Origin of the sequence: Arthrobacter sp. 9E16 (assembly GCF_002929435.1) — a bacterium.
Classification (GTDB): domain Bacteria; phylum Actinomycetota; class Actinomycetes; order Actinomycetales; family Micrococcaceae; genus Arthrobacter_B; species Arthrobacter_B sunyaminii.
In genome coordinates, this window is record NZ_PJIU01000002.1 from 377,701 (window position 1) to 404,172 (window position 26,472).

Annotated in this window: 25 protein-coding genes; 17 read left to right on the forward strand and 8 right to left on the reverse strand. The window is 63.2% G+C overall.

Features of this window, described 5'->3' with window-relative positions; translation table 11 throughout:
* Positions 1-7: 7 nt before the first annotated feature.
* The gene (locus tag CXR00_RS08495) at positions 8-946 is read right to left on the reverse strand and encodes a GerMN domain-containing protein (protein WP_181032290.1); all 939 of its coding nucleotides are present in this window, start codon (positions 944-946) and stop codon (positions 8-10) included.
* A gap of 352 nt (positions 947-1,298) precedes the next feature.
* Here CXR00_RS08495 and CXR00_RS08500 point away from each other — a divergent pair, with 352 nt between their 5' ends.
* The 8 genes from CXR00_RS08500 (at position 1,299) to CXR00_RS08535 (ending at position 10,274) form a co-directional block, all read left to right on the forward strand.
* A complete protein-coding gene (locus CXR00_RS08500) occupies positions 1,299-2,345 on the forward strand; it encodes a PhoH family protein (protein ID WP_104054088.1) in 1,047 nt (348 codons plus the stop codon).
* Entirely contained in the window at positions 2,342-2,815 is a 474-nt protein-coding gene (gene ybeY, locus CXR00_RS08505; protein WP_104054089.1) for an rRNA maturation RNase YbeY, read from the forward strand. Before CXR00_RS08500 ends, ybeY begins: the two co-directional genes overlap by 4 nt.
* Entirely contained in the window at positions 2,812-4,149 is a 1,338-nt protein-coding gene (locus CXR00_RS08510) for a hemolysin family protein (protein ID WP_104054090.1), read from the forward strand. The genes ybeY and CXR00_RS08510 overlap by 4 nt, the downstream gene beginning before the upstream one ends.
* Positions 4,142-5,071: a GTPase Era gene (gene era, locus CXR00_RS08515; protein WP_104054091.1), complete on the forward strand. Its 930-nt coding sequence runs from the start codon at positions 4,142-4,144 to the stop codon at positions 5,069-5,071. Before CXR00_RS08510 ends, era begins: the two co-directional genes overlap by 8 nt.
* A 135-nt stretch (positions 5,072-5,206) precedes the next feature.
* Entirely contained in the window at positions 5,207-6,733 is a 1,527-nt protein-coding gene (locus tag CXR00_RS08520) for an LCP family protein (RefSeq protein ID WP_104054092.1), read from the forward strand.
* A gap of 166 nt (positions 6,734-6,899) precedes the next feature.
* Positions 6,900-8,642 (forward strand): 2-isopropylmalate synthase, encoded by a 1,743-nt coding sequence (gene leuA / locus CXR00_RS08525; RefSeq protein ID WP_104054093.1) that lies wholly within the window; start codon positions 6,900-6,902, stop codon positions 8,640-8,642.
* Positions 8,643-8,724: 82 nt separating this feature from the next.
* Positions 8,725-9,477 (forward strand): DNA repair protein RecO, encoded by a 753-nt coding sequence (gene recO, locus CXR00_RS08530; RefSeq protein WP_104054094.1) that lies wholly within the window; start codon positions 8,725-8,727, stop codon positions 9,475-9,477.
* A gap of 2 nt (positions 9,478-9,479) precedes the next feature.
* Positions 9,480-10,274, forward strand: a complete 795-nt coding sequence (locus tag CXR00_RS08535) for an isoprenyl transferase (protein WP_237688578.1) — start codon at positions 9,480-9,482, stop codon at positions 10,272-10,274.
* Between the two features lie 4 nt (positions 10,275-10,278).
* Here the strand turns inward: CXR00_RS08535 and CXR00_RS08540 are convergent, their stop codons facing one another.
* Positions 10,279-11,343: an alpha/beta hydrolase gene (locus CXR00_RS08540; RefSeq protein ID WP_104054096.1), complete on the reverse strand. Its 1,065-nt coding sequence runs from the start codon at positions 11,341-11,343 to the stop codon at positions 10,279-10,281.
* 97 nt (positions 11,344-11,440) lie between these two features.
* Between CXR00_RS08540 and CXR00_RS08545 the strand changes: the two genes are divergently transcribed.
* Entirely contained in the window at positions 11,441-12,511 is a 1,071-nt protein-coding gene (locus tag CXR00_RS08545; protein ID WP_104054097.1) for a quinone-dependent dihydroorotate dehydrogenase, read from the forward strand.
* Between the two features lie 106 nt (positions 12,512-12,617).
* Here CXR00_RS08545 and CXR00_RS08550 read toward each other — a convergent pair whose 3' ends face one another.
* Positions 12,618-13,217 (reverse strand): DUF3043 domain-containing protein, encoded by a 600-nt coding sequence (locus CXR00_RS08550; protein WP_104054098.1) that lies wholly within the window; start codon positions 13,215-13,217, stop codon positions 12,618-12,620.
* Between the two features lie 98 nt (positions 13,218-13,315).
* Here CXR00_RS08550 and CXR00_RS08555 point away from each other — a divergent pair, with 98 nt between their 5' ends.
* The 7 genes from CXR00_RS08555 to CXR00_RS08585 all read left to right on the forward strand — a co-directional run bounded on the left by CXR00_RS08555 (position 13,316) and on the right by CXR00_RS08585 (position 20,166).
* Positions 13,316-14,725, forward strand: coding sequence for a dipeptidase (locus tag CXR00_RS08555; protein ID WP_258060029.1), 1,410 nt, complete (start codon positions 13,316-13,318; stop codon positions 14,723-14,725).
* Positions 14,726-14,893: 168 nt separating this feature from the next.
* A complete protein-coding gene (locus tag CXR00_RS08560; RefSeq protein WP_104054099.1) occupies positions 14,894-15,289 on the forward strand; it encodes an iron-sulfur cluster assembly accessory protein in 396 nt (131 codons plus the stop codon).
* Positions 15,290-15,499: 210 nt separating this feature from the next.
* Positions 15,500-16,354, forward strand: coding sequence for a cytochrome c oxidase subunit II (gene coxB, locus CXR00_RS08565; protein WP_104054100.1), 855 nt, complete (start codon positions 15,500-15,502; stop codon positions 16,352-16,354).
* Positions 16,355-16,363: 9 nt separating this feature from the next.
* On the forward strand, positions 16,364-18,085 hold the full coding sequence (ctaD, locus tag CXR00_RS08570) for a cytochrome c oxidase subunit I (protein ID WP_104054101.1): 1,722 nt from the start codon (positions 16,364-16,366) through the stop codon (positions 18,083-18,085).
* Complete coding sequence (locus tag CXR00_RS08575) at positions 18,082-18,483, forward strand: cytochrome c oxidase subunit 4 (protein WP_104054102.1); 402 nt, start codon at positions 18,082-18,084, stop codon at positions 18,481-18,483. Before ctaD ends, CXR00_RS08575 begins: the two co-directional genes overlap by 4 nt.
* Positions 18,484-18,724: 241 nt before the next feature.
* A complete protein-coding gene (locus CXR00_RS08580; RefSeq protein ID WP_237686922.1) occupies positions 18,725-19,498 on the forward strand; it encodes a GntR family transcriptional regulator in 774 nt (257 codons plus the stop codon).
* A gap of 107 nt (positions 19,499-19,605) precedes the next feature.
* Positions 19,606-20,166 carry a hypothetical protein gene (locus CXR00_RS08585; protein ID WP_104054103.1) on the forward strand — a complete coding sequence of 187 codons (561 nt, stop codon included), beginning with the start codon at positions 19,606-19,608 and terminating at the stop codon, positions 20,164-20,166.
* A 178-nt stretch (positions 20,167-20,344) separates the two neighbouring features.
* Here the strand turns inward: CXR00_RS08585 and CXR00_RS08590 are convergent, their stop codons facing one another.
* From CXR00_RS08590 to CXR00_RS08605, 4 genes are all read right to left on the reverse strand, one after another.
* Complete coding sequence (locus CXR00_RS08590; RefSeq protein ID WP_104054104.1) at positions 20,345-22,030, reverse strand: ubiquinol-cytochrome c reductase cytochrome b subunit; 1,686 nt, start codon at positions 22,028-22,030, stop codon at positions 20,345-20,347.
* A gap of 3 nt (positions 22,031-22,033) precedes the next feature.
* Positions 22,034-23,065, reverse strand: a complete 1,032-nt coding sequence (locus CXR00_RS08595; protein WP_104054105.1) for a ubiquinol-cytochrome c reductase iron-sulfur subunit — start codon at positions 23,063-23,065, stop codon at positions 22,034-22,036.
* Between the two features lie 86 nt (positions 23,066-23,151).
* Positions 23,152-23,943 (reverse strand): cytochrome c, encoded by a 792-nt coding sequence (locus tag CXR00_RS08600; RefSeq protein WP_104054106.1) that lies wholly within the window; start codon positions 23,941-23,943, stop codon positions 23,152-23,154.
* A gap of 81 nt (positions 23,944-24,024) precedes the next feature.
* Positions 24,025-24,663, reverse strand: a complete 639-nt coding sequence (locus tag CXR00_RS08605; protein WP_104054107.1) for a heme-copper oxidase subunit III — start codon at positions 24,661-24,663, stop codon at positions 24,025-24,027.
* 159 nt (positions 24,664-24,822) lie between these two features.
* On the opposite strand from CXR00_RS08605, the gene trpD reads away from it, so the two are divergent.
* A complete protein-coding gene (gene trpD, locus CXR00_RS08610; protein WP_104054108.1) occupies positions 24,823-25,869 on the forward strand; it encodes an anthranilate phosphoribosyltransferase in 1,047 nt (348 codons plus the stop codon).
* A 227-nt stretch (positions 25,870-26,096) separates the two neighbouring features.
* Here trpD and CXR00_RS08615 read toward each other — a convergent pair whose 3' ends face one another.
* The gene (locus CXR00_RS08615) at positions 26,097-26,378 is read right to left on the reverse strand and encodes an Lrp/AsnC family transcriptional regulator (RefSeq protein ID WP_104054109.1); all 282 of its coding nucleotides are present in this window, start codon (positions 26,376-26,378) and stop codon (positions 26,097-26,099) included.
* Between the last annotated feature and the right edge of the window lie 94 nt (positions 26,379-26,472).

Sequence of the window (26,472 nt, forward strand, 5' to 3'; positions counted from 1 at the left end):
AGCCGGGCTAATTCACGTCGGAATACACGGTGACGCGTTTGGAGTCCTCATCGGCCCGTTCAGCCCCGTGGAAAACGCTTACGCTGTATTCGCCCGGCGCCAGATCAACGCTGAAACTGTAGAGGGATGTGCCGCCGGTGGGTGCCTCCAGTTCGGCATAACCGGTCTGGACGGCATCCTCGGCGGGCCGGCCGTCAACAATCGGCTCGACACGCCAGGACACCTGGCCGCCTTCCGACACTGCGGTTCCGTGAACCCGCAGCGAAGGGCCGGTTCCGTCCCCCTGCTGCGGATCAATGATCCAGATCGGGGCCATCAGTGAAGCATCCCGCTGGAGCTGCCCTTCCAGGCGCTCATGCCCGAATGCCCGGTAACCTGCTTTGCCGTCCACCAGAAGCACCACTGAGGGCTCATACTTCACCGTGGTAAGCCCGGCGTTTGAAGCCGCAGCGGTTGCCGTATACACGAGCTGCTGGACGGCGCGGTGCGCCATGCCGGCATCGAGGGAAGTCTTGAAAGCGTCCGAGGAGATATCAACCGTGATCACGTTCTTGCCGGATATTGAGGCTGTGACGCTGCCGGCTTTGCTCCAGGGATTGAAGTAATCCGGGTCAGCCGGTTTGTCGGACGTCATGGCAACTACAGCCTCGACTATCGGATCACCGCTCGTTTCGCTGGGCTGGAACTCCCGGTAGAGGTGAACATTTGAACCGTTCACTCCGAGCCAGTAGACCGGAAGGCGTCCCGGCGCCGGCTTTCCTTCCGAAGGAGCCGTAACGCTCAGCGGGGCGGACACGGAACCTGCAGCCTCATCAAAGGGCGTAGGCATGGAGGTGGTGGGGGTGGCTGCGACTACGCCGCAGCCACTGAGGAGGAGCGAAGATGCTGCGAGCAGGCCCAGGGCGATCCGGCGGTGCGGCAGGCGCCGTTGCGGTGCTTCATGCAATTTTCTGTCCTCCTTTCGCTGAACGGTCATCCCCAGCTTGGCACATGCGAAAGGCCGGATTTGCGCTCTTAACCGTCCTGCGACCGGACTGAGACCCGATTGAGACCCGGCGTCCGGAGCGCCGGCCGTGTTGTCGGCCGCCCGCCGCGGCCGCATCCGGCACAGGTGGACAAAACGGCTCACCGGCTGGAGCAGACGGTGAGCCGTGGTATCAAGTAATATTGAAGTGCCTGTCTTAACTTGCCGAGCTCCCGATTGCCGGTCCCATAACTTGTTAGGCCGGGGCACCACACCAAGCACAAACAACTCACTCTTCAAAAGGGGCGATGAAAGGCCTGGGAAGGCCGAATATATGACTGAATCCTCAGGAATTGGCACCATCGGACTGGATCGCCAGACCATCATCTTTGATTCCACGGAACACATGGTCCAGTCTCTGGGTGCCAACGACGAGGCACTCAAGATCATTGAGTCCGCTTACCCGGAGGCCAATCTTCACGTCCGCGGCAACGAGCTTTCCATCTCGGGACCCGCTGCTGTTGTTGAACTGACCCTCCGTCTCGTCAACGAAGTTCGGATCCTGGCACGGAGCCAGACCAAGGTCACGCCCCAGTTGCTGGAGCAGTTGATCACCATGCTCCGGGACCAGAGCGCCCAGCGCCCGGCGGAAGTCCTGACGCAGAACATCCTCTCCACCCGCGGCCGCACCATCCGTCCCAAGACGCTGAACCAGAAGAACTATGTAGACGCGATTGATGAAAACACCATTGTGTTTGGAATCGGACCCGCGGGCACCGGCAAAACTTACCTGGCCATGGCAAAGGCCGTGCAGGCGCTGCAGCAGAAGGAAGTCAACAGGATTATCCTGACCCGCCCGGCTGTCGAAGCCGGCGAACGGCTTGGCTTCCTGCCCGGAACGCTGAGCGACAAGATCGACCCGTACCTGCGTCCCCTGTATGACGCCCTGCACGACATGATGGACCCGGATTCCATTCCCCGGCTGATGGCTGCCGGAACCATTGAAGTTGCGCCCCTGGCCTATATGCGCGGACGCACGCTCAATGATGCCTTCATCATTTTGGATGAAGCCCAGAACACCACACCGGAGCAGATGAAGATGTTCCTGACCCGCCTGGGCTTCGGCTCCAAGATGGTGGTAACGGGAGACGTGACCCAGGTGGACCTGCCCGGCGGCACTGCCTCCGGACTGCGCATCGTCCACGACATCCTCGGCGACATTGATGACGTTGCGTTCTCGGAACTGCATGCCTCGGACGTAGTCCGGCATTCCCTCGTGAGCAGCATTGTCACCGCTTACAGCGAATGGGACGAGTCCCGGCGCGCGTCGTCAGCGGGCCCTGCCCGCGGAGCCGCAGCAGGACGGGGTCCGGCCAAGTGAGCATCGAAGTCAACAACGAATCCGCCGTCGAGGTGGACGAAGAGGAACTGTCCCGGCTGGGACGCTACCTCCTGGAAAGCCTGTACGTGCATCCGGAAGCGGACCTGTCCATCATCCTGGTGGACGAGGAAGCCATGGAGAAGCTGCACATCGAGTGGATGGACATTCCCGGCGCCACCGACGTGCTGTCCTTCCCCATGGATGAGCTGCGTCCCGGGGTTCCGGGACGTCCGACACCGGCCGGAGTCCTGGGCGACATTGTGCTGTGCCCGCAGGTAGCCGCCGTGCAGGCCAAAACGGCCGGCCACGGCATGCAGGAAGAGCTGCTGCTACTGACCACTCACGGTGTGCTGCACCTGCTCGGGTACGACCACGCGGAACCCGAAGAGGAAAAGGAAATGTTCGGCCTCCAGCGTGAGCTTTTGTCCTCCTATCTGGGCCGTGAGGCTCCGAAGGAGACGCGCAGTTGAGCGTTGCCCTGCTGATTTTCATGGCCGTGGCCTTCATGGTCCTGGCCGGCTTGCTCACTGCCGCGGAATCCGCCTACGGATACCTTCCGCGGCATGAAGCCGAAGCACTGCTGCAGGGCAAGGCGGGCAAACCGCTGCGCCGGATCCTGCAGCACCCGGTGGCGCACATGCATGCGCTCCGGTTCTGGCGCGTCTGGTTCGAAATGGCCACCGCTGTCACGGTGGCCACCCTGTTCCAGATGCTCCTGGACAACATCTGGCTGGCAGGGCTGCTGGCCACCGTGGTCATGGCAGCCATCGGTTTTGTTCTGGTGGGAGTCTCTCCCCGCCAGATCGGCCGCAAGCACGTTACCGCCGTCGTTGTCCTTACCGCCGGGCTGGTGCGTTTCCTCCGGGTTGTCCTGGGCCCGGTTCCCGGATGGCTCGTACGGCTGGGCACCGCCGTTGCTCCCGGCACGCAGGGACCGGACGCCGCGTTCTTCACCGAAGAGGAATTCCGCGAGCTGCTGGACCGCGCCTCGGAGGCGGACATGATCGAGAACACCGAAGCGGAGCTGATCCATTCGGTCTTCGAACTCGGTGACACCAAGGTCCGTTCGGTGATGGTGCCGCGCACCGACATGGTGTGCATTGAGGCCGGTTCCACCCTGCGCCAGGCCATGTCACTGTTCCTGCGCTCGGGGTACTCCCGCGTACCGGTGATCGAGGACAGCGCAGATCAGATTGTGGGCATCCTCTATCTCAAGGATGTGGCGGCGCAGATGCATTCCGGCTCGGGGGAGCCGGGGCAGCACCGCGTGGAGGATTTTGCCCGCGGCGTCCGCTACGTACCGGAGTCCAAGGCGGTCAGCGAACTGCTGCAGGAGCTGCAGCGTGAGTCCACCCATGTGGCGGTGGTCATCGATGAGTACGGCGGCACCGCCGGCCTGGTCACGCTCGAGGACCTGATTGAAGAAATCGTGGGCGAGATCGTGGACGAGTATGATTCCGAACGGCCTGAAATTGAAAACCTCGGCGGCGGCCGCTACCGCGTGAGCTCCCGTGCCGGCATCGATGACCTCGGCGAGCTGTTCGACGTCGACCTCGAGGACGATGAAGTGGACACCGTGGGAGGTCTGCTGGCCAAGGCGCTGGGCCGCGTGCCCATTGTGGGCAGCGAAGTGGTGGTTGACGGCATTGTCCTGCACGCCGAGCGCCTGGAAGGGCGCCGCAACCGGGTGTCCCACATCATCGCCTGGAAACAGCCCGACGACGCCGATCCAGAAACACATTCCGACGACGGCAGGGCCTCATCCCGCGTCTCCTCAACAGAATTGGTACCACGTAATGACTGATCCACAGTTCCGCGCCGGCTTTGTCTCCCTGGTGGGCCGGCCCAATGCCGGCAAGTCCACCCTGACCAATGCCCTGGTGGGCCAGAAGGTTGCCATCACTTCGGCGAAGCCGCAGACCACCCGCCACACGATCCGCGGCATTGTGCACCGCGAGCATTCCCAGCTGATCCTGGTGGACACCCCCGGCCTGCACCGCCCCCGCACGCTGCTGGGCAAGCGCCTGAATGACCTCGTGGCGGACACCTTGGCCGAAGTGGATGCCATTGGGTTCTGCCTGCCGGCCAACGAAGCCGTGGGTCCGGGTGACCGCTACATTGCCAAGCAGCTGGCGGCGCTGAAGAATAAGCCCGTCGTGGCATTGGTCACCAAGACGGACCTGGTGGACCGGGCCGCCCTGGCCAAGCAGCTGATGTCCGTTACCGCACTGGGCAACGAGGTCCTGGGCGAAGCAGGATGGGCTGACGTGGTGCCCGTATCCGCCGCTGACGGTTTCCAGGTGGACACTGTGGCCGAAGTGCTTGCCGGCTACATGCCGTCGTCTCCGCCGCTTTACCCGGACGGGGAGCTGACCGATGAGCCTGAGGCTGTGATGGTTGCCGAGCTCATCCGTGAGGCTGCCCTGGAAGGCGTACGGGATGAGCTTCCCCACTCGCTGGCCGTGGTGGTGGACGAGATTGTTCCGCGTGAGGGGCGTCCGGATGACAATCCGCTGCTGGACGTCAGGGTAAATCTGTACGTTGAGCGGTCCTCGCAGAAGGCCATCATTATTGGCAAGGGCGGCGCCCGGCTCCGGGAAGTCGGCACCAATGCACGCGTGGCCATCGAAGCACTGCTGGGTACGCGGATTTATCTGGACCTGCACGTGAAAATTGCCAAGGACTGGCAGCGGGACCCCAAGCAACTGGTAAAACTTGGCTTCTAGCTCCACCGTGCGGCGGCACCCCTGGAGATGATTCTCAGGGGCGCCGCGTACACTTTGAACTGCCGCGGGCGCAGATGCAACTGCCGGCACCACCGATTGAACTGCTGAACGCGAATTATTGAAGGGGACCGGCTCATGTCATCTCGCCGTGCCGATACAGGTGCCGGGCCCTCCGGGAACTCAGCTTTTGGCCTCTCTCCGGCAGCCGCTCCGGGCGGCCGGCATCTGGGCCGCCGAAGCGTCGGGCACCCGGTGCTGCGGACGATCGCCCTGGTGCTTTCACTGACGCTGGTCTCCGGGCTGGTGTTCGTGGCCGTGCAGGCCATCCGGCTGCAGCAGAACTTCGAGACCCGTCCGCTGAACCTCGGCTCGAATCAGGAATCCGCCCTCCCGGTGGACGCCAACACCGATCCGCTGCAGATCCTGGTCCTGGGCACGGACAACCGCGAAGGACAGGACAGCAACAATTCCGACGTCATGATGCTGGTCAACATGGCCGCCGACCGGTCCCATGTCACAGTGGTGAGCTTCCCGCGTGACCTGCTGGTGCCGTTGCCGGAATGCCTGGACCCGGAAACCGGCGACGTCTACCCGGCCATGGAGTTGGGCCAGCTCAACGGAGCCCTGGGCAACGGCGGGCCGGGGTGCACCGTTGCCGCCATCAACGAGCTCACCGGGCTGAGCGTGGACCACTTTATGATGGCGGACTTCAACGCGGTCAAGGAACTGTCCAACACCCTGGGCGGCGTGGAGGTCTGCGTAAACCAGCCCGTGGAGGATGAACTGTCCGGGCTAAGCCTTCCCGCCGGCGTCAGCAGCGTCAAAGGCGACCAGGCGCTTGCCTTCCTGCGCACCCGCCACGGCTTTGGCAACGGCGGCGATGAGGGCCGCATCCGCGCCCAGCAGAGCTTCCTGGCCTCCATGGTGCGCAAGGTCAACGAAGAAGGCACGCTGAACAACCTTCCCAAGCTCTACTCCATTGCTGAAACCGTCACCCGCAACCTGACGGTGGACAAGGAACTGACCGAAGTTTCCTCGCTCATCGCCCTGGCCGGACGGCTGAAGGATGTTGACCTGGACCGCGTCGCGTTCGTGACGGCGCCGGTGGTTCCCTATGAATACGACAACAACCGCCTGGTCCTGGATGAAGCCGCGGCCACGCCGCTGTTCAAAGCCCTGGTGCAGGACCGGGACATCACCGAGCCCACTCCGGAGCCGGCCCCGGAAAGTCCCTCTGATGAGGGAACGGTTCCTCCGGCAGCGCCGGAGGAACCGGCTGTCATTGACCCCGCGGCCGTTCCGGTCACCATTCTGGACGCCACCGGGAAGAGCGGCGACGCCGGCAGCCGCGACCAGGAACTCGCCGCCTACCTGCTCTCCGAGGGATACGCCCAGGCGTCCGCGGGGGGACAGGCGGCTGTCTCCAGTCCCGCCACCCAGGTTTTCTTCGGACCCGGATATCAGGAAATGGCGGAGCAGGTGGCTGCCGCTCTGGGCATCCCGGCTGTCCAGGTTGTTGCCAGCAATCTGGTCATTGGCGTGAGTGTGCAGGTTGGTGAGGACTTCGCCGCCGGAAACACCATGCCCAGTGCCGGCGATGTGGGCGGCCTGTCCGGACAGACCGCCGCCCAGGTTACGTGCCAGACCGCATTCGGCAATTAATAATTGGGTTGGCCCCTGCTGCGCTGTTAGGGTGGTCACGTGCGCGCAGAGCTCCTTCTCCTTAGCTGCCGCGGCGAGGCCATATCCAACGTATAGGCCGACCCCTCGCTGCGGAGTTTGTGTTGCCCGGCCGCTCTTCTGAACTCCTAGAAAAGGCCCCACAGACATGCGAAATGCACAGCAGCCCTCGGGAATGCCCGTCTCCAAATACGTTCCGTATCAGGAACAGGTCAGCTTTGAGCTGCCTGACCGCACGTGGCCGGACAAGCTCATTACCAAAGCCCCGCGCTGGTGCGCCGTTGACCTGCGGGACGGCAACCAGGCCCTGATCGACCCGATGAGCCCGGAACGCAAACACAAGATGTTCGACCTCTTGGTGGAAATGGGCTACAAGGAGATCGAGGTGGGCTTTCCATCCGCTTCCCAGCTGGACTATGACTTTGTCCGCCAGCTGATCGAGGGGGACCGTATCCCCGATGACGTCACCATCCAGGTCCTGACCCAGTCCCGGGAACACCTGATCGAGCGCACCTATGATTCCCTTGAGGGTGCGGACCGGGCGATCGTCCACCTGTACAACTCCACCTCGATCCTGCAGCGCAAAGTGGTGTTCAACACCGATCAGGACGGGATCGTGGACATAGCGCTCACCGGTGCCCGGTTGTGCAAAAAGTATGAAGAGCAGCTGCGCGGCATCGACGTCACTTACGAATACTCGCCTGAGTCCTACACCGGAACCGAACTGGACTTCGCCCTGCGCATCTCCAACGCCGTCGCCGAAGTCCTGGAGGCGTCCCCGGACCGGCAGATGATCCTGAACCTGCCGGCCACCGTGGAAATGGCCACGCCCAACGTATACGCCGATTCCATCGAGTGGATGCACCGCAACCTGGCGAACCGCGACTCCATCATCCTGTCCCTGCACCCGCACAATGACCGGGGCACAGGGGTGGCGGCCGCCGAACTGGGATATCTGGCCGGCGCCGACCGCATCGAAGGTTGCCTCTTCGGCAACGGAGAGCGCACCGGCAACGTTGATCTGGTGACGCTGGGCATGAACATGTTCAGCCAGGGCATCGACCCTGAGATCGATTTCTCCAACATCGACCATGTGCGCCGCACCGTCGAGTACTGCAACCAGCTGCCCGTCCCCGAGCGTTCCCCCTACGGCGGAGACCTGGTCTTCACCGCCTTCTCCGGTTCACATCAGGACGCCATCAAAAAGGGCTTCGAGGCTATGGAAAAGGATGCTGCCGCGGCGGGCACCACGGTGGACGGCATTCCCTGGGCGGTGCCGTACCTGCCGATCGATCCCAAGGACATTGGCCGCACCTACGAGGCCGTGATCCGGGTGAACAGCCAGTCCGGCAAGGGCGGCGTGGCCTACCTGCTCAAGAACGAGCACAATATGGACCTGCCCCGCCGTGCGCAGATCGAATTTTCGGGCGTGGTCCAGCGCCGCACCGACACCGCCGGCGGCGAGATTACCGGCGCCGAGTTGTGGAAGGTGTTCCAGGATGAGTACCTGCCCTCCACCCCGGAGTCCGACGGCGAACCCTGGGGACACTACGCCCTCTCGTCGGTCAACGCGGACACAGCGGAGGACGGCACCTTCAAGATGACGGCCGTGCTGATGAACGGGGAAGTGCAGCAGAAGCGCACGGCTTCCGGCACCGGCCCGATTGCCGCTCTGCTGGAAATCCTCGGTGAGGACGGCATCGACGTGCGGTTGCTGGATTACACCGAGCATGCCCTGTCCGCCAGCGGCAATGCCGCGGCAGCGGCCTACGTGGAACTGGCTGTGGGGGAGCGGGTGCTCTGGGGCGTCGGCATCGACGCGAACACCACCATGTCTGCGCTCAAGGCAGTGATCTCGGCCGTGAATCGGGCCATCCGCGACCGGGCCTGACACAGAGCGTGCTGCTGCGGCGCGCCGGAGCCGTGGGCGCGGGTGCGCCGCAGCAGCACCAAACCGTGGGAAAATAGGGTTCGTGGCAGGAAAATCATTTGCATCCCGGACATACCGGGACGAGGGTGTCATCCTGCGCACCCACAAACTGGGCGAAGCGGACCGGATCCTGGTGCTGCTCACCCGCGGCCACGGGCAGGTGCGCGCCGTGGCAAAGGGTGTGCGGCGAACCTCGAGCAAGTTCGGTGCCCGGCTGGAACCGTTCATGGTGGCGGATCTGCAGCTGTCTTCCGGGCGGAACCTGGATATCGTGACGCAGGCCACCACGCTGGGCGCCTACGGGCACGGCATCGTCTCTGACTATGCGCGCTACACTGCCGCTGCGGCCATCGCCGAAACTGCCGAGCGGCTGACCGACGTCGACGGCGAGTCCGCCAACGCCCACTACCACCTGGTCATCGGTGCCCTGGCGGCGCTGAACCGCGGAGCCCACGCTCCGGAGCTGATCCTGGACTCCTACCTGCTGCGGGCCCTGGCCACGGCCGGCTGGGCGCCGAGCTTCACCGTCTGCGCCCGCTGCGGTGCCCCTGGCCCGCACACGGCATTCTCCGCTGCCCTGGGCGGCGCCGTCTGCTCAGCCTGCCGTCCGCCCGGATCGGCCTCCCCCTCACCCGACACCATGATGCTGCTGGCAGCCCTGCTCTCCGGAGACTGGCCAACCGCCGATGCCGCCGGACAGCAGGCGCGGCGCGAATCCGCCGGCCTCGTCGGCGGATACCTTCAATGGCACCTGGAACGGGTCGTCAAATCCCTTCAACATGTGGAGCGTGTCTGAACGTGCGTTCGAAGTCCCAAGCACCGGTGCGTCCCGCACCGCACCCCTCCGGTGCGGTGCCGCCGTCCGTGCCCGCCGATTTGGTGCCCCGGCACGTGGCAATCGTGATGGACGGCAACGGACGCTGGGCCAACCAGCGCGGACTGCCGCGAACGGAAGGGCACCGGGCAGGCGAGGCTGCCCTGCTGGATGTGATGGCCGGCGCCGTGGAAATGGGCATCCGGCACGTATCCGTTTACGCCTTCTCCACCGAGAACTGGAAACGGTCCCCGGAAGAGGTCCGCTTCCTCATGGGCTTCAGCCGCGACGTGCTGCGCCGGCAGCGGGACCAGCTCAGCGAATGGGGCGTGCGGATCCGCTGGTCCGGGCGCCGTCCCCGCCTGTGGCAGTCCGTGGTGAAGGAACTGGAAATCGCCGAAGAAGCCACCAAAGACAACACGGTGTGCACCCTGAACATGTGTGTCAACTACGGCGGCCGGGCCGAAATCACCGACGCGGTGTCAGCAATTGCGGCCGACGTGGCGCGCGGGAAACTGCGCCCCGGCTCGATCACGGAAAAGACCATCCAGAAGTATCTGGATGAACCTGATCTGCCGGATGTGGATCTGTTCCTGCGGACGTCCGGCGAGCAGCGGCTGTCCAACTTCATGCTCTGGCAGTCCGCCTACGCGGAGATGGTGTTCATGGACACCCTGTGGCCGGATGTGGACCGCCGCACTCTGTGGGAAGCAGTGGAAATCTACGCCCGGCGGGACCGGCGCTACGGCGGAGCAGTGGATCAGGCCGCTCCGGCCTAGGGCTCTACCGGCGGCGGTCCGGCGGGGACAGGAGCACAAAGCCCCGTGCCCATTGCTCGATCTTCCCGTAAACCCGCCGACGCACCGGCAGCGAAGAGAGCAGCACATCGTGCAGGGAGTTTTCGAATCTGCAGACGGTAACCTGCGGCCCCAGCAGCAGGCCCCGCTGAACCATGAGGGTTACGTCCAGGACACTGTCCGAGGTTTTCATGGCCTCATTCCAGGAGACGGCCACCGTGGAGGCGGCGGAGGCCAGAAGCAGGATCGGAACCCTGATATCCAGCCCCCGCGCCACCTGGGCATGCCCGTTGAGTACCGCACTGATCCAGCCGGCCCGGATCGGCCAGCTGGAGGGCGGCCTCAGCTGCGGATCCAGGTCCCATTCGCCGTCGCCCTGGCGGCTGATGCTGCGCCAGTAATTGGTGAGCTCGGGAACCTTCAGCCGAGCCTTGGGCCGCAGGCGCGCCAGCGGTTCCAGCAGCCCGGCGGTGGCAGTGCGCACGATCCACGAACCCCGCAGCTCCAACCAGGGGCTGTTCAGGATCAGTGCTTCAATGCGGCCGGGGTTCCGGTGGGCCCAGAGTGAGGCCACCAGTCCGCCGGTGGAGTGGGCCATCAGGCTGATCCGCACCGGCGTGTCTGCTCCCCGGCGGGACCGTATGTGCTCGGTCAGGGCGGCCATTGCCGCCTCAATGTCGGCGTCGTACTCCTGCAGGTCCGTGATGTACCCCTCGGACTGGCCCGGACGAAGACTGCGGCCGTACTTGCGCAAATCCAGTGCGTAAAAGGCCACCCCCAGTCCGGCCCAAAAGTCCGCCAGCTCGGTCTGGAAAAAGTAGTCGGTCCACCCGTGGATGTACAGGACGGCCTGCACCGGTTCGGCCGGAACGGGGGCATGCAGCCGGCGCAGGAGTTCCCGTGCCCGGCCGCCGAAGGTGGGCGGAGGCGGCGGCTCAGGCGTATGGGAGATCAGGGTGGCGACGACTGGACCCTCTTCGTCTTCGCCAAGGTCCAGGGTCAGGCATTGGAAGCCGTTCCCGAGGAAGTCCGGTCTCCACTGCGCATCCATCCCTCCATCTTCCTATATCTGCAGGCGGGTGCGTCATCGTCCATCCGGCGCTGACCCGGAATTTGGCACGGGGACCCCGCAGTGGAAGCATGAAATCATGCGCGTTTATCCCGCCTTCTTCCGTGTTGTTTTCTCCGGCATGGATCCTGAAAAGGCCCACAAAATCGGTTTTGACCTCATCAAGGCGGCAGCTCTGACTCCCGCCGGACCGGTAATGCGCCGCTTCATGCGGCCGTCCCCGAAGCTTCGAGTACGGGCTCTGGGACTCGATTTCCCGTCACCCTTCGGTTTGGCCGCAGGTTTCGACAAAGAGGGCTCGGGTATTGTTCCGCTGACCAACATGGGGTTTGGCCACGTGGAAATCGGGACGGTAACCGGCCGCGCGCAGCCGGGCAACCCGAAGCCCCGGCTCTTCCGGCTGGTCGAAGATCGGGCCGTCATCAACCGGATGGGCTTCAACAATGACGGCGCCGCCGCTGTTGCTCCGCGCGTGGCGCGTGCCCGTCGCATGCTGGAGCGGGCCTGGGGCCAAAACCGGCCAATCATTGGCGTCAATATCGGCAAGACCAAAACCGTGGACCTGGCCGACGCGGTGGACGATTACCTGACAAGCACGCGGGAACTTGCTCCCCAGGCCGATTACCTGGTGGTCAACGTTTCCTCGCCCAATACGCCGGGGCTTCGCCTGCTGCAGAACATTGATTCCCTGCGCCCCCTGCTTTCCGCCGTCTCCGAGACCGCTGACGCCGCCGCCGGCCGGCACGTTCCCCTGCTGGTGAAGATCGCGCCCGACCTCACCGACGAGGATATCGACGACGTTGCCCGGCTGGCCCTGGACCTCGGCCTCGACGGCGTGGTTGCCACCAACACCACCGTCACCCGCGAGAATCTGGTGACGGACCCGCATAAGGTCATGGACTGTGGAGTGGGCGGGCTGAGCGGTGCTCCGCTGCGCCGCCGGTCCCTTGAAGTCCTTCAGCGGCTGCACGCCGCCCTCGGCCCCAACGGTCCGGTGATCATCTCCGTGGGCGGAGTCGAAACAGCGGCGGATGTACGGGAGCGCCTGGCTGCGGGGGCCACCCTGGTGCAGGGCTACACCGCGTTCCTCTATGAGGGGCCGTTCTGGGCAGCCAGGATCAACCGGCAGCTGGCCCGCTCAGGGAAGTAATACACAAAAGGAAGGGTTGCTTCCCGGAGTACCGGGGAAGCAACCCTTCCTTTATGTCGTTGAGTCCTGAGGAGCAGCCAAGCTAGACCGGCTCGCAGAACCTCAATTAAGCGGGCTTTTCGCCGCGCTTGACCTGCGGCTTCGGAAGGCGGAAGCGGCGCAGCTGCAGGGCGCGGGAGACGCCGTACCAGACGTCACCGGAATTGGGGCTGCCGAACTTCTCGGTGAGGCGGCGGCGGATGATCGCCCGCAGGATGAAGCTGTCGAGGATGACGGCCAGGATCAATACCCAGAAGGCCAGCATGACAATGCTCTGCACGGTGAGGTTCTGGATGAAGCTGACCACCACAAAGACGAGGGCGGCGATCATGACAAACTCACCCAGGTTCCAGCGGGAGTCCACCACGTCGCGGATAAACCGGCGCTGGGGTCCCTTGTCACGCAGCGGAAGGTAACGCTCGTCGCCGGTGTCGAGGGCGGCGCGGGTCTTCAGCCGTTCCTCGCGCATCGCTTCACGGCTGGCATTTTTCGCCGCCTTGCGGTCTGTGGGGACCAGCGGGCGCTGGCGCGCTGCAACCTGGTCCCGGCGCTTGGGGGTGGGAACTCCCTTCCCCGCGGCCGTGCGGGCTGAGCTGGTCTGGGCTGCCGCAGCAGCCTGGTCCACAGTTTCCTGCGCGGTGGGCGCTTCATTCTTTCGTCCGAACACCCCTCTAGGATACCTTGACGCCGGCCTTCAGTGGCCGGGTTCGGAACCGGTTCACAGTCCCTATGCTGACCCGGCAGGGGCGCATGTACTGTTTTGTTATGACTTTGATACCAGAAACCCCTTCGCCGTCAGTGGATGTGGATGCTCTGCGCTCCGCCGTGGAAGCTGATTTCCCCCGCACGGTTGAGCAGCTCAAGTCCCTCGTCTCGATCCCCGGCATCGCGTGGGACTCCTTTGACCCGGAACGCCTGAACGAAAGTGCCGAGGCAGTGGCCGCCCTGATCCGCGGGGCAGGACTCACCGATGTGCAGATCCTGCGGGTGGACAATAACGGCAAACCAGGTGGCCCCGCTGTTGTCGCCCGCCGCCCGGCCCGGGACGGGAAGCCGACAGTCCTGCTCTACGCACACCACGACGTCCAGCCTCCCGGGGACCTGTCCCTGTGGGAGACGGAGCCGTTTGTCGCCACCGAGCGCAACGGACGGCTCTACGGGCGCGGGGCCGCCGATGACAAAGCCGGCATCATGGCTCACGTTGGTGCCCTCCGCGCGCTGGATACGGTGCTGGGGGAGGACTCCGGTGTCGGCATCACCCTCTTTATCGAGGGTGAGGAAGAAGCAGGTTCTCCCACGTTCCGCGATTTCCTCGAAACCTACCGCGATCTGCTCGAAGCAGACGTCATTGTGGTGGCGGACTCCGGCAACTGGAAAGTGGGCGTCCCGGCGTTGACCACCAGCCTGCGCGGACTGGTGGACGGCACGGTGGAGGTCCAGGTTTTGGACCATGCCGTGCACTCGGGCATGTTCGGCGGGCCGGTGCTGGATGCGCCCACGCTGCTGGCGCGCCTGATTTCCACTTTCCACAACGACGCCGGTGACGTCGCCATTGAGGGCCTTGCGTCCTCCGATACCGCCGCCGTGGAATATGCCGAGGCGGACTTCCGCGAGGATTCCTCGGTGCTCGACGGCGTGCAGCTGGCCGGTACCGGGTCCATCGCGTCCCGGCTGTGGACCAAGCCGGCGCTGTCCATCATCGGCATCGACGTTCCGTCCGTGGACATGTCCTCGAACACCATTCAGCCCAAGGCACGGGCCAAGTTCAGCCTTCGCCTGGCGCCGGGGCAGAATCCGGCGGAGGCCATGAGCGCCGTCGAGCGCCACGTTCAGTCACACGCGCCGTTCGGAGCGAAGGTCACCTTCATCCCGGGGGAGCAGGGGCAGGCGTTCGCCACAGACACCTCTGCTCCGGCGGCACGCACCGCCCTGTGGGCACTGCGCGAAGCCTGGGGCGGCGTCGAGCCGGTGGAATCGGGCATGGGTGGCTCCATTCCCTTCATTGCCGACCTGACGGAGCTGTTCCCCTCGGCGCAGATCCTGATTACCGGCGTCGAGGACCCGGATTCGCGTGCCCACAGCGCCAACGAGTCACTGGACCTGGGTGATTTCCGTAACGCCGTGCTCGCCGAAGCACTGCTGCTGGCCAGCCTCGGTCAGGCATCGAAGTCCTAGCCTGCTCCTTTGAAAACGCGCCGCGTCCGGGCATGGAAATCTTTTCGTGCCCGGACGCGTTGCGTCTGGGTGTAAGCACCGACGTACCATGGAGAAGGACCTGGCCCGGAGCCTTCGGGGGAGCAACTGCCCTCCCGTGCACGGTCCACGTGAGGAAAGAGAGAAGCAATGAGCACTTCCACCAGCGAAACCGGCACCAGCGTGGATGCGGCAGCCGCTCCCGAAGCAGAGCTGCCCACCCACGAAGTTGCACTCTCCGATGTTGCTGCGGGAAAGGTCCGCAGCCTCCTGGAGCAGGAAGGCCGGACCGACCTGCGGCTTCGCGTGGCCGTTCAGCCCGGCGGCTGCTCCGGCCTGATCTACCAGCTCTACTTTGACGAGCGTGTCCTGGACGGCGACGCTGTCCGCGACTTCGACGGCGTAGAGGTCATCGTGGACAAGATGAGCGTTCCGTACCTGTCCGGCGCCTCGATCGACTTCGAGGACACCATTTCCAAGCAGGGGTTCACCATCGATAACCCCAACGCAGGCGGCTCGTGCGCCTGCGGAGACTCGTTCCACTAAGCTGCGTCCCGTGGCCCCGTTTCACTGACGGGGCCGTGCGGCTGTTGGCCGTAACACACGGTATTTTGCCAAGGACGCGGTGCGGTCTGTCACTGGATGGCCACGCGTGCGGGTAAGCTCTACACGTAGTAGTAAAACTGATCGTGCGCAGCTGGGGGATTCGTCTGTCCGCTGTGCCGCACTTGCACGTAACAAGAGGAAGGGCCGTCTGTGAGTTCGCAGGACCGAACCAGCAGCCGACGCGCCAGGATCTTTAAGATCTCAGCCGTAACGTCGGCCGGCGCGTTGTTTTTATCGGGTTGTTCAGCAGAAGCCCAACGGGGATGGTTGCCCACGGAGCGCGACACTACCAACCACACCGGCCGGATCATGGACCTTTGGGTCAATTCATGGATCGCGGCACTGGCGGTTGGTGTGCTCACCTGGGCGCTGATTCTCTGGTGCATCATTGCCTACCGGCGCAGGAAGAATGAAACCGGCTACCCGCGGCAGCTCAGCTACAACCTGCCCCTGGAGATCTTCTACACGGCCATTCCGCTGTTCATGGTCCTGGTGCTGTTCTACTTCACGGATCAGGACATCCGCGCCATCAGTGAGCGCGTTGATGACCCCGACGTCGTTGTGGACGTCCGTGGAAAGCAATGGTCCTGGGACTTCAACTACGTCACCGAGGACAAGTATGACCTCAACGTCCAGGTGAACCTGGACGGCCAGGAGAAGGCAGAGTCGGAAATGCCGACCCTGTACCTGCCGGTTAACCAGACCGTTGAGCTCCAGCTGAACTCCCGCGACGTGCAGCACTCCTTCTGGGTTCCCGCCTTCCTGCAGAAGATGGACCTTTACCCGGGACGGACGAACTACATCAACATCACTCCCGGCATCGAGGGCACTTACGAAGGCAAGTGCGCCGAACTCTGCGGCGAGTACCACTCGGAAATGCTTTTCAACGTCAAGGTAGTTTCGGAAGCCGAATATGACGCGTATGTGGCTAGCCTGCCCGACGGTCAGGTCGGTTCCGAGTACGACCGCGTGTACAACTCAGAATCAAGCGAAGTAAGGAGGTAGGAGGAAGCTGTGACTACTCTCGAATACACTTCGGAAGAAACTCAGGTTGCACCGCGCGTCGTCCCCGTCTCCAAGGGGCGCATTATTGTCAGCTGGATCACTTCCACTGACCACAAGACCATCGGGTACATGTACCTGATCGCATCATTCATTTTCTTCTGTCTCGCAGGTGTGATGGCTCTGGTCATCCGTGCCGAGCTGTTTGAACCCGGCATGCAGATCGTGCAGACCAAGGAACAGTACAACCAGCTGTTCACCATGCACGGCACGGTCATGCTGCTGATGTTTGCCACACCGCTGTTCTCCGGCTTCGCCAACGTCATGATGCCGCTGCAGATCGGGGCTCCCGACGTCGCGTTCCCCCGACTGAATGCCCTGGCTTTCTGGTTCTTCCTCTTCGGCAGCACCATTGCCGTTGCCGGCTTCATCACTCCGCAGGGTGCCGCCTCCTTCGGCTGGTTCGCCTATGCGCCGCTGTCCAACACCACGTTCTCGCCGGGGGTCGGCGGGGATCTATGGGTGTTCGGCCTGGCTCTGTCAGGTTTCGGAACCATCCTGGGTGCGGTCAACTTCATCACCACCATCATCTGCATGCGTGCCCCGGGCATGACCATGTGGCGCATGCCGATCTTCACCTGGAACACGCTGGTTACGGCCATCCTGGTCCTGATGGCGTTCCCGCCCCTGGCAGCTGCACTGTTCGCACTGGGTGCGGACCGGCGGTTCGGAGCACACATCTTTGACCCCGAGCGCGGCGGTGCCATCCTGTGGCAGCACCTGTTCTGGTTCTTCGGCCACCCCGAGGTCTACATCATCGCCCTGCCGTTCTTCGGCATTGTCTCGGAGATCTTCCCGGTCTTCAGCCGCAAGCCGATCTTCGGCTACAAGGGCCTTGTCTACGCCACGATCGCCATTGCGGCCCTGTCCGTCACCGTGTGGGCCCACCACATGTACGTCACCGGCGCCGTCATGCTTCCGTTCTTCGCGTTCATGACCATGTTGATTGCGGTGCCTACGGGCGTGAAGTTCTTCAACTGGATCGGCACGATGTGGCGGGGATCCATCACGTTCGAGACGCCCATGCTCTGGAGCATCGGCTTCCTCATCACGTTCCTCTTCGGTGGCCTGACCGGCATCATCCTGTCCTCGCCGCCGCTGGACTTCCACGTCTCTGACACCTACTTTGTGGTGGCACACTTCCACTACGTGATCTTCGGAACCGTTGTGTTCGCCATGTTCGCCGGCTTCTACTTCTGGTGGCCCAAGTGGACCGGAAAGATGCTCAACGAGCGTCTGGGCAAGATCCACTTCTGGATGCTGTTTGTTGGCTTCCACGCCACGTTCCTGATCCAGCACTGGCTGGGCGTTATCGGCATGCCGCGCCGCTACGCCGATTACCTGGTGGAAGACAACTTCACGCTGATGAACCAGTTCTCCACCTACGGCTCCTTCCTGCTGGGTGCGTCCATGATTCCGTTCTTCTGGAACGTCTACATCACCTGGCGCCATGGTAAGAAGGTTGAAGTTGATGACCCGTGGGGCTTCGGCGGATCGCTCGAGTGGGCCACGTCCTGCCCGCCGCCGCGCCACAACTTCACCTCCCTGCCCCGGATCCGTTCGGAACGTCCCGCACTGGACCTGCACCACCCTGAACTGCAGCAGACCGTGACCGATGATTCGGCCGCCGGCAAGGTTCTGGGCGCTGCTGATCGTAAGGAGAAGGCCAAGTGAAGGTAGAGACCAAGCTCTTCGCCTATATGGCACCGTTCTTCCTCGTGGTGGGCGTTGTCTACGGCTACATGGTCGAGTGGATGGAACCCGTGGGCTACCTGGCCCTGTTCCTGACCGCGGGCATGTCCGCCATGATTGCCTTCTACATCGGCTTCACCGGCAAGCGCGTCGGACCCCGTCCGGAAGACCGGCTCGACGCCGAGATTCATGAGGGTTCCGGCGAACAGGGTTTCTTCAGCCCCTGGAGCTGGTGGCCGCTGCTGCTCGGCCTTTCCGCCGCAGGCGGTTTCCTGGGCATGGCAGTTGGCTGGTGGGTCCTGTTCATCAGTGCAGGCCTGGCGCTCATCGCGCTGGTCGGCTGGGTGTACGAGTACAGCCGCGGTGCCCACGCCCACTAGGGCTTTGCACCACAACATAACTGCATAGAACTAGGTACAAAGGGTCCGCAGGAAACTGCGGGCCCTTTGTCGTGCGCCCGGGCGGCGGTGCTCGGGGTGCCGGGCGGAGTCCGGCCCGGGACACGAAGGCCCGGGGATCCGGCTATTCTTGGAGGAGCACCAGCACGAAGGGAAGGGACCGCATGCGCGTCAGAACGGACTCCGGGACCGGGCAAAGATGACGGAGCAGGCCCTGCGCGGAATGCAGGAGACTATCGACGCCGGAACAGGCGTGGCCAAGCATCTGCAGCTGCAGAGCATCCTGCGGCGTTTTGTGGAAGAGCAGGCGACGGCGGGTGCAGCGATTCCGTCAGAGCGTTTGCTTGCAGACCACTTTGGTGTGGCCCGGATGACGGTGCGGCAGGCCATCGATGCTCTGGTGGCGGATGAGGTTCTGGAGCGGGTGGTTGGTCTTGGCACCTTTGTTGCCCGCCCCAAGCTGGACCTGCAGGTTAAGCTCACGTCCTACAGCGAGGAGATGGCCCGCCGCGGCATGGTTCCCGACGCGCGTGTCCTCAGCTTCGAGCAGGTGGGCGCATCCCGTCTGGTGGCGCGTGAGCTCCAGATCGATCCGGGCCAGCCGGTTGTCCGCTTCCGCCGGCAGCTACTCGCCGACGGCGAGCCCATGAGTGTTGATGAGAACTTCATCCCGGCTGTCCATGTTCCGGGAATGCTTGACGAGGAGCCGCCCACCTCCCTCTACCGGGTGCTGAGTGAACGCTACGGAATGGTGATGGAGTGGGGAGAGGACACCATCGAAGCGACTGCAGCTTCGGCTTCCACCGCGCGGCTGCTCAATGTTGAGCTCGGCGCGCCCCTGCTGAAGATCCAGCGCCATGCCTACGTGTCCCGGACCATGGTGGACTATTCAGTCTCCTACTACCGCGCTGACCGCTACAAGCTCTGGGTGCCCCTGCAGCGGCCTGGAATGCGTACGCCCCGCTCCTACCATCCGCACCGGCACCAAGGCTCCTGAGGGCCCTGTAACCGGGTTCCTGTTCCTGTTCCTACCCTCCGCGACCAGTCGCAGAGGGCGGCGGGCCGGAACCCCAATGACCAACACCAGCCAGAAAGGCTACCTACATGAGCATCACCGTGATGTACCGGCGCGACAACAAGGGGGTTCTGCACTTCCGCGAAGCGATGTATGACGAGGATTCCCAGGAGTTCATGCTCAACCAGGGCAAGGTTGGATTCATGGGATCAGGCAGCGCCACTGCCGGAGTCGACGAAGCCGCTGCCGACGCGAAGTTCGCCGCCTTTGCAGCTAAGTCAGCCGAACTGGGCTATGCGGAAATTCCCGCTGAGGAACAGTTCTGGGTTGTTGCACAATACGCGCTCAAGTCCGCCGAGGGCACGGAACGCGACCGGTATCTCGAGTACAAGGCCCGGACCGCACTGGCGTCCTACTTTTCCTGGCGTGGACTGGGCACGGTGGAGGAGAGCGAGTTCACTGCCGGAAAACTGAACATATTCTGTCTCGTCCCGGACGTGCCCAAGGCGGTCAAGGGCATGCTGGTGGTGCTTCGGGACGCCAATCTGGACTTCACCAAGCTGGGGATCGGTTCCGCCCCGGTTGCCGAACCGTCTGCGTTCAAGCGCAGGCACCCGCTTCCGGCAAAGAGCCCGTTCACTCTGGACTAACAACTTACGCTGGATTAAAGACAGACAATCTTGAGGGGTGGTTTCCGGCAGATGCCGGGAACCACCCCTCAAGCTTTTGCAGCGGTAACCGGGCAATAGCCGGGGCCACAAGCCAAAAGGAGCCGGCCAGCAATTGCTGGCCGGCTCCTTTAGCCGTACTTGGTATCAGTGCTCAGGACTACCGATTCGTGATGGAATTCTGGTCTTCCTCAGCCGCTTCAACTTCAGCGGGCGATTCGTGATGGTGCGCATCCTCGAGCTCGCGAGGCGTCACCGGAGCAACGCGGTCTTCGAAGAAGAACCTTGACAGGCGGCCGCGCAGTTTCTCCTTGCCCGAGACCTTGCCGCGGGCGTCCGGCTGGGCCGGAATCGCTTCGGGGGAGTCAAAGTCAACGAGCTTGTAGCGCTTGAACTCGTCCACAGGTTCGTGAACCTCGATGTATTCACCGTGCGGCAGACGGACAATGCGTCCGCTTTCCACACCGTGGAGAACGATCTCGCGGTCCTTGCGCTGCAGCGCCAGGGCGATGCGTCGAGCCACGGCGAAACCGATCAGCGGTCCGAAGATCACCAGGAAGCGCAGCCAGTACGTCACATCGTTCAACGACACGTGGAAGTGCGTGGCGATGAGGTCGGAGCTGGCGGCAGCCCACATGGTGCAGTAGAAGATGATGCCGGCAACGCCGACGCCGGTGCGGAACGGAGCGTTGCGCGGACGGTCCAGCAGGTTGTGGACGCGCTTGTCCTTGGTCAGCCAGGCTTCGATCCACGGCCAGGTGAACAGCAGCGTGAACACGATGCCGGCCGGTACCAGTGCCGGGAACAGAACGTTGAAGGACAGCGTGTTGGTGCCCCACGGGAACGGAATGTTCCACTCCATCGGGATGTTCCCAATCCAGCCCGGCATCAGGCGCAGTGCGCCGTCAACCCAGCCGATGTACCAGTCAGGCTGGGTACCGGCGGAAACGGGGGAGGGATCGTAGGGGCCGTAGTTCCAGATCGGGTTGATCGTGAACAGGCCGGCGATGATGGCGATGATGCCGAAGACGATGAAGAAGAATCCACCGGCCTTTGCAGCGTAAACCGGACCAACCGGGTAGCCCACTACGTTCATGTTAGTACGGCCGGGGCCGCGGAACTGAGTGTGCTTGTGGATGACAACCATGAACAGGTGGATGGCGATCATCAGCAGGATCAGGGCGGGAACCAGCAGGATATGCAGCATGTACAGGCGGCCGATGATGTCGGTACCCGGGAACTCCCCTCCGAAGAGGAAGAAGCTGATGTACGTGCCAACCACCGGCACCGACTTGATGACGCCGTCGATGATGCGCAGGCCGTTGCCGGACAGCAGGTCATCGGGGAGGGAGTAACCGGTGAAGCCTGCAGCCAGGGAGAGGATCAGCAGGACGCCGCCCACCACCCAGTTCAGCTCGCGGGGCTTGCGGAAAGCGCCGGTGAAGAACACACGGAGCATGTGCACGGAGACGGCGGCTACGAAGAGCAGTGCCGACCAGTGGTGCACCTGGCGCATGAAGAGGCCGCCGCGGATATCAAAGGAGATATTCAGCGAGGACTCGTAGGCCACGGACATCTCAACGCCCTGCAGCGGAACATAGCTTCCGTGGTAGTGCGTTTCGGCCATGGACGGGTCGAAGAAGAACGTCAGGAAGGTGCCCGAGAGCAGCAGGATGACGAAGCAGTACAGCGCAACTTCACCGAACATGAAGGACCAGTGATCCGGGAAGACCTTGCGGCCGAACTCCTTGACCATGGCCGAACCGCTGACGCGGGAGTCGACGAAGTTGGTGACGCGGCCAAGACGGGTCTTGGGCTCATAGGGGGTAGCGGAGGGAACACTCATGGTTTAGCCACGCTCCCAGTAGCTCGGTCCAACGGGTTCATGGAAATCGCTGGTGGCGATCAGGTAACCGTCTTCATCGACTGCGATGGGCAGCTGCGGAAGCGGGTGAACGGCCGGTCCGAAAATGACCTTGCATTCCTGCGTGAGGTCAAAGGTGGACTGGTGGCAGGGGCACAGCAGGTGGTGGGTGTGCTGTTCGTACAGCGCCACCGGGCAGCCAACGTGGGTGCAGATCTTGGAGTAGGCGACAATGCCGTCCACGTTCCAGTCTTCGCGTCCGGGGGAGGGGTTGAGCGATTCCGGGTCCAGGCGCATGAGCAGGACAACAGCCTTGGCCTTTTCCTCCAGCTTGTGCTCAGATTCGTTCAGGCCCTCGGGAATGACGTGGAAGGCCGAACCCAGAGTTACGTCCGAAGCCTTGATCCGGGTTCCGCTGGGATCGCGCGTCAGGTGCACGCCGTCGGCCCACATCGTGTGCCGCAGGGTGTCTCCGGGCAGCGGGCCGAGGTCGCGGAAGACCGCGATGGCCGGAAGCGGTGCCAGGACCATTGCGCCCAGAAGCGTGTTGCGGATCAGCGGACGGCGCTTGATGCCCGTCTCCTCGATGATGTCGCCCACCATCTTCTCGGCAATAACACGGTCTTCCTCGGGACGGATTTCATGCCGTTCCTCGGTGACTTCGTGGTCCGGCATGAGCGTCTTAGCCCAGTGCACAATACCGACGCCGATACCCAGCATGGCGAAGGCGGTACCCAGCCCCAGGAGCAGGTTCTGCACCCGGATGTCGGCAATGGTGTGGCCGCCTTCGAGCTTGATGCCGAAGTACCCGATGAAAAACACGAGCGTACCGATGATGGAGATGACGAACAGTGCCGCCACCTGCTTTTCGGCGCGCTTCTCAGCCTGGGGATTCGTATCGGCCAGGCGAGGACGGTGCGGAGGAAGACCGGGATTCCGGAACTTCTCTTCGCCGTCCTGGCCAGCCGTAGCGACGGTGCCCGAGGTGTTCGGACTGCCGTGACTATGGTCGCCCATGATCCCCCTCATCCTTCTCTTGAAACTGCATTTATAGACCTATGTGTAACTGTGATGTCACCCCGGGGGGTGAGCGCGGGTGATGTCTAGGAAGACCGGGAGGTCAACCAAATGGTGAAAGCAATGACGAGGCCGAGGCCGGCCGTCCAGATGAACAGGCCTTCGGAAACCGGACCCAGCGAGCCGAGTTCGGCACCGCCCGGGGAGCCGTTGGCTTCGATGTTCTTCAGGAAGGCGATGATGCTCTGCTTGTCCTCGGGGGAGACGTTGGCGTCGTTGAAGACGGGCATGTTCTGCGGGCCTGTGACCATGGCCTCGTAGATGTGCTTCTCCGAGACGCCCTCCAGGGAGGGAGCGAACTTGCCCTGCGTCAGGGCACCGCCGGCGCCTGCTGCGTTGTGGCACATGGCGCAGTTGACGCGGAACAGCTCGCCGCCCTCGGCAGCGTTGCCGCCGGCTGCGTCGACGGTTTCAGCGTCCGGCACGGCAGGACCGGCACCGAGGCTTGCTACGTAAGCGGCAAGCTGGCTGGTCTGTTCTTCAGTGAACTGAACGGGCTTCTGCTGTGCCTGCGGGCCCTGCATGGCCATGGGCATACGGCCGGTGCCGACCTGGAAGTCGACGGATGCGGCTCCCACGCCGATGAGCGAGGGACCGTTGGCGGATCCCGATGCGTCCATGCCGTGGCAGGTGGCGCAGTTGGCGATGAAGAGCTTCTCGCCCTGGTCTTCGTCATCGGCCGTGTAGGCGGTGCTGGCAGCCTGGGCCTCATTGGCCCCGCTGACAGCTGCGTAGAGCCCACCCGTAACGAGGAGTCCCAGCAGCAGCAGCGCAACTGCTGCTAGGGGATGACGTCGCCTTTGCGATAGTGCCTTCACTTGGTGGTTCCTAACTTGTGTGGTCTTTGGTGTGCTGGTGCCACTGTGGATTTCTTTGGTAATTGCCGACTCAAGCAGGTGTTACTTGAGGAAGTAGATGATGACGAACAGGGCAATCCAGACTACGTCCACGAAGTGCCAGTAGTACGAGGTCACGATCGCGGAGGTGGCTTCAAAGTGTCCAAAACGCTTCGCTGCGTAGGCACGTCCGATGATGAACAGGAACGCAATGAGTCCACCGGCGACGTGGAGGCCGTGGAAGCCCGTGGTCAGGTAGAACGAGGAACCGTAGGAGTTCGAGGAGATCGACACCCCTTCGGTAACGAGCATCGCGTATTCGTAAGCCTGGACGGACACGAAGACTGCACCCATGAGGAAGGTGAGGAGGAACCACTCGACCATGCCCCAGCGGGAAACTTGGAAGAGTCCTCCCGTGCGGCGCGGCTGAAGACGTTCTGCGGCAAAGACGCCGAACTGGCAGGTAACGGAACTAAGAACAAGGATCACCGTGTTCGCCAACGCAAACGGAACGTTGAGCTTCTCGGTCTCCATGGCCCACAGATCGCTCGAAGTGGAGCGAAGGGTGAAATACATGGCGAAGAGAGCGGCGAAAAACATCAGTTCGCTGGCCAGCCACACTACGGTTCCGACGGAAACCATATTGGGGCGGTTCAGCGTGGGGTGAGCCGGGGTACTGGGGGCATGGGTCGCTGTTGTCACATAGACATTATGGACGTAAAACTCTCCAGTTCTCCAACAGATATAGACGGTCGGCGCGTCAAAATAGTGCCGAAACCCCGCGGATCCCAGTAACGGCGCGGAAGTGGCTCGTCAGAAACAAATCCGCTTTTTCTACGATTCGTAGATAACCTAGGGGATGTGACTACGAATCCGAGCTCCGAACACACCTGGCCGACGCTCATCAACGCCCTGATTTTGCGTCAGGATCTGCGCACTGAGCAGACGCGATGGGCAATGAATTCCATCATGGCCGGCGAAGCCTCGGACGCCCAGATGGCAGGCTTCCTGGTGGCCCTGCGGTCCAAGGGGGAGACGGTTCAGGAACTGACCGGCCTGGTTGAGGCCATGCTGGAGAACTCCCGTCCCATCGATATTCCGGGGGAGACCCTGGACATCGTGGGCACGGGAGGCGACCGGCACAACACAGTGAATATCTCCTCCATGGCCGCCCTCGTCTGCGCCGGGGCTGGAGCGAAAGTGGTCAAGCACGGCAACCGGGCAGCGTCGTCGTCGTCGGGATCCGCTGACGTCATAGAGGCACTCGGGGTGCGCCTGGACCTTCCCGTAGACCGGGTGGCGGAGGCAGCGGCCACGGCCGGCATCACCTTTTGTTTCGCTCAGGTCTTCCATCCGTCCATGCGGCACGCAGCTGTGCCGAGGCGGGAAATGGGTGTGTCCACTGCCTTCAACTTCATGGGACCGCTCACCAACCCGTCCCGCCCCGCCGCTTCCGCGATCGGGGTGGCCGATGCTCGGCTGGCACCCCTGATGGCGGGAGTCCTGGCGGCCCGCGGAGTTCGCGCCCTCGTCTTCCGCGGGGATGACGGCCTGGATGAAATGACGACGACGGGCGCCTCCACCGTCTGGGAGGTCCGTAACGGGGCCGTAGAGGTGTCAACGGTGGATCCCCTGGACCTCGGGATCCCCCGGGCGACCCTGGACGATCTGCGGGGCGGGGATGCTACCGTGAACGCCGCAGTGGTGCGCAGCGTGCTGGCCGGTGACAAGGGGCCGGTCCGTGACGCCGTTGTCCTCAACGCCGGTGCCGCGCTGGTTGCACTGGACCCGCAGGCGGACGCGGGCCTGCCGGAACGTTTGGCGGAGGGGATCCGCCGTGCAGAAAAGGCGATCGACTCCGGTGCTGCCCAGGCGGCTCTTGACCGTTGGATTGAGGTCACCCAGTAGTACCGGGGGAAGAAAAACCTGGTTTCTATTCAGCCGTTTTGGTCCCGCCGGGTGCGTCGGTTTTCGCGTCCGAAATCTGCCCCCATAACGACAGATATGGTGCCCGACATCATCCGAGAAAGGCCCTTACCCACCCTGGCCGGGGGAGGTAAGGGCCTTATGAATTGTTATGAAATCGTGTTCCGCCTGCCGCTATTTTGTGATATGCAACGCGGAATCAGGCGATGTCAGCTATCGAATCCCAGGGAAAAAGCGGCGTCCAAATCGTGCTTGGAGTACGCGCGGAAAGCGATCTGGGTGGTTGTGCCGATGACGCCGTTGACCTTGGAGAGCCGGTTGGCGATCGCGTCGGCGAGATCCTCGTGACGGCGTACCCGGGCGATGGCGATGAGGTCCCATTCGCCGGTGACTGAGTAGACCTCACTGATGCCTTCGATCTCCGAGATCTCCTCGGCACACTCGGGGATGCGGGCGGAGTCAGTCTGGATGAGGACAAAAGCGGTGATCATGGTGAGCCTTTCGAAAATGCTGGCTGGGGTGGAGGCTGATGCTTCGGTGCTGGAGGCCGCACTACTGCGAGCCTATCGGAAGCACCGGCGCTTG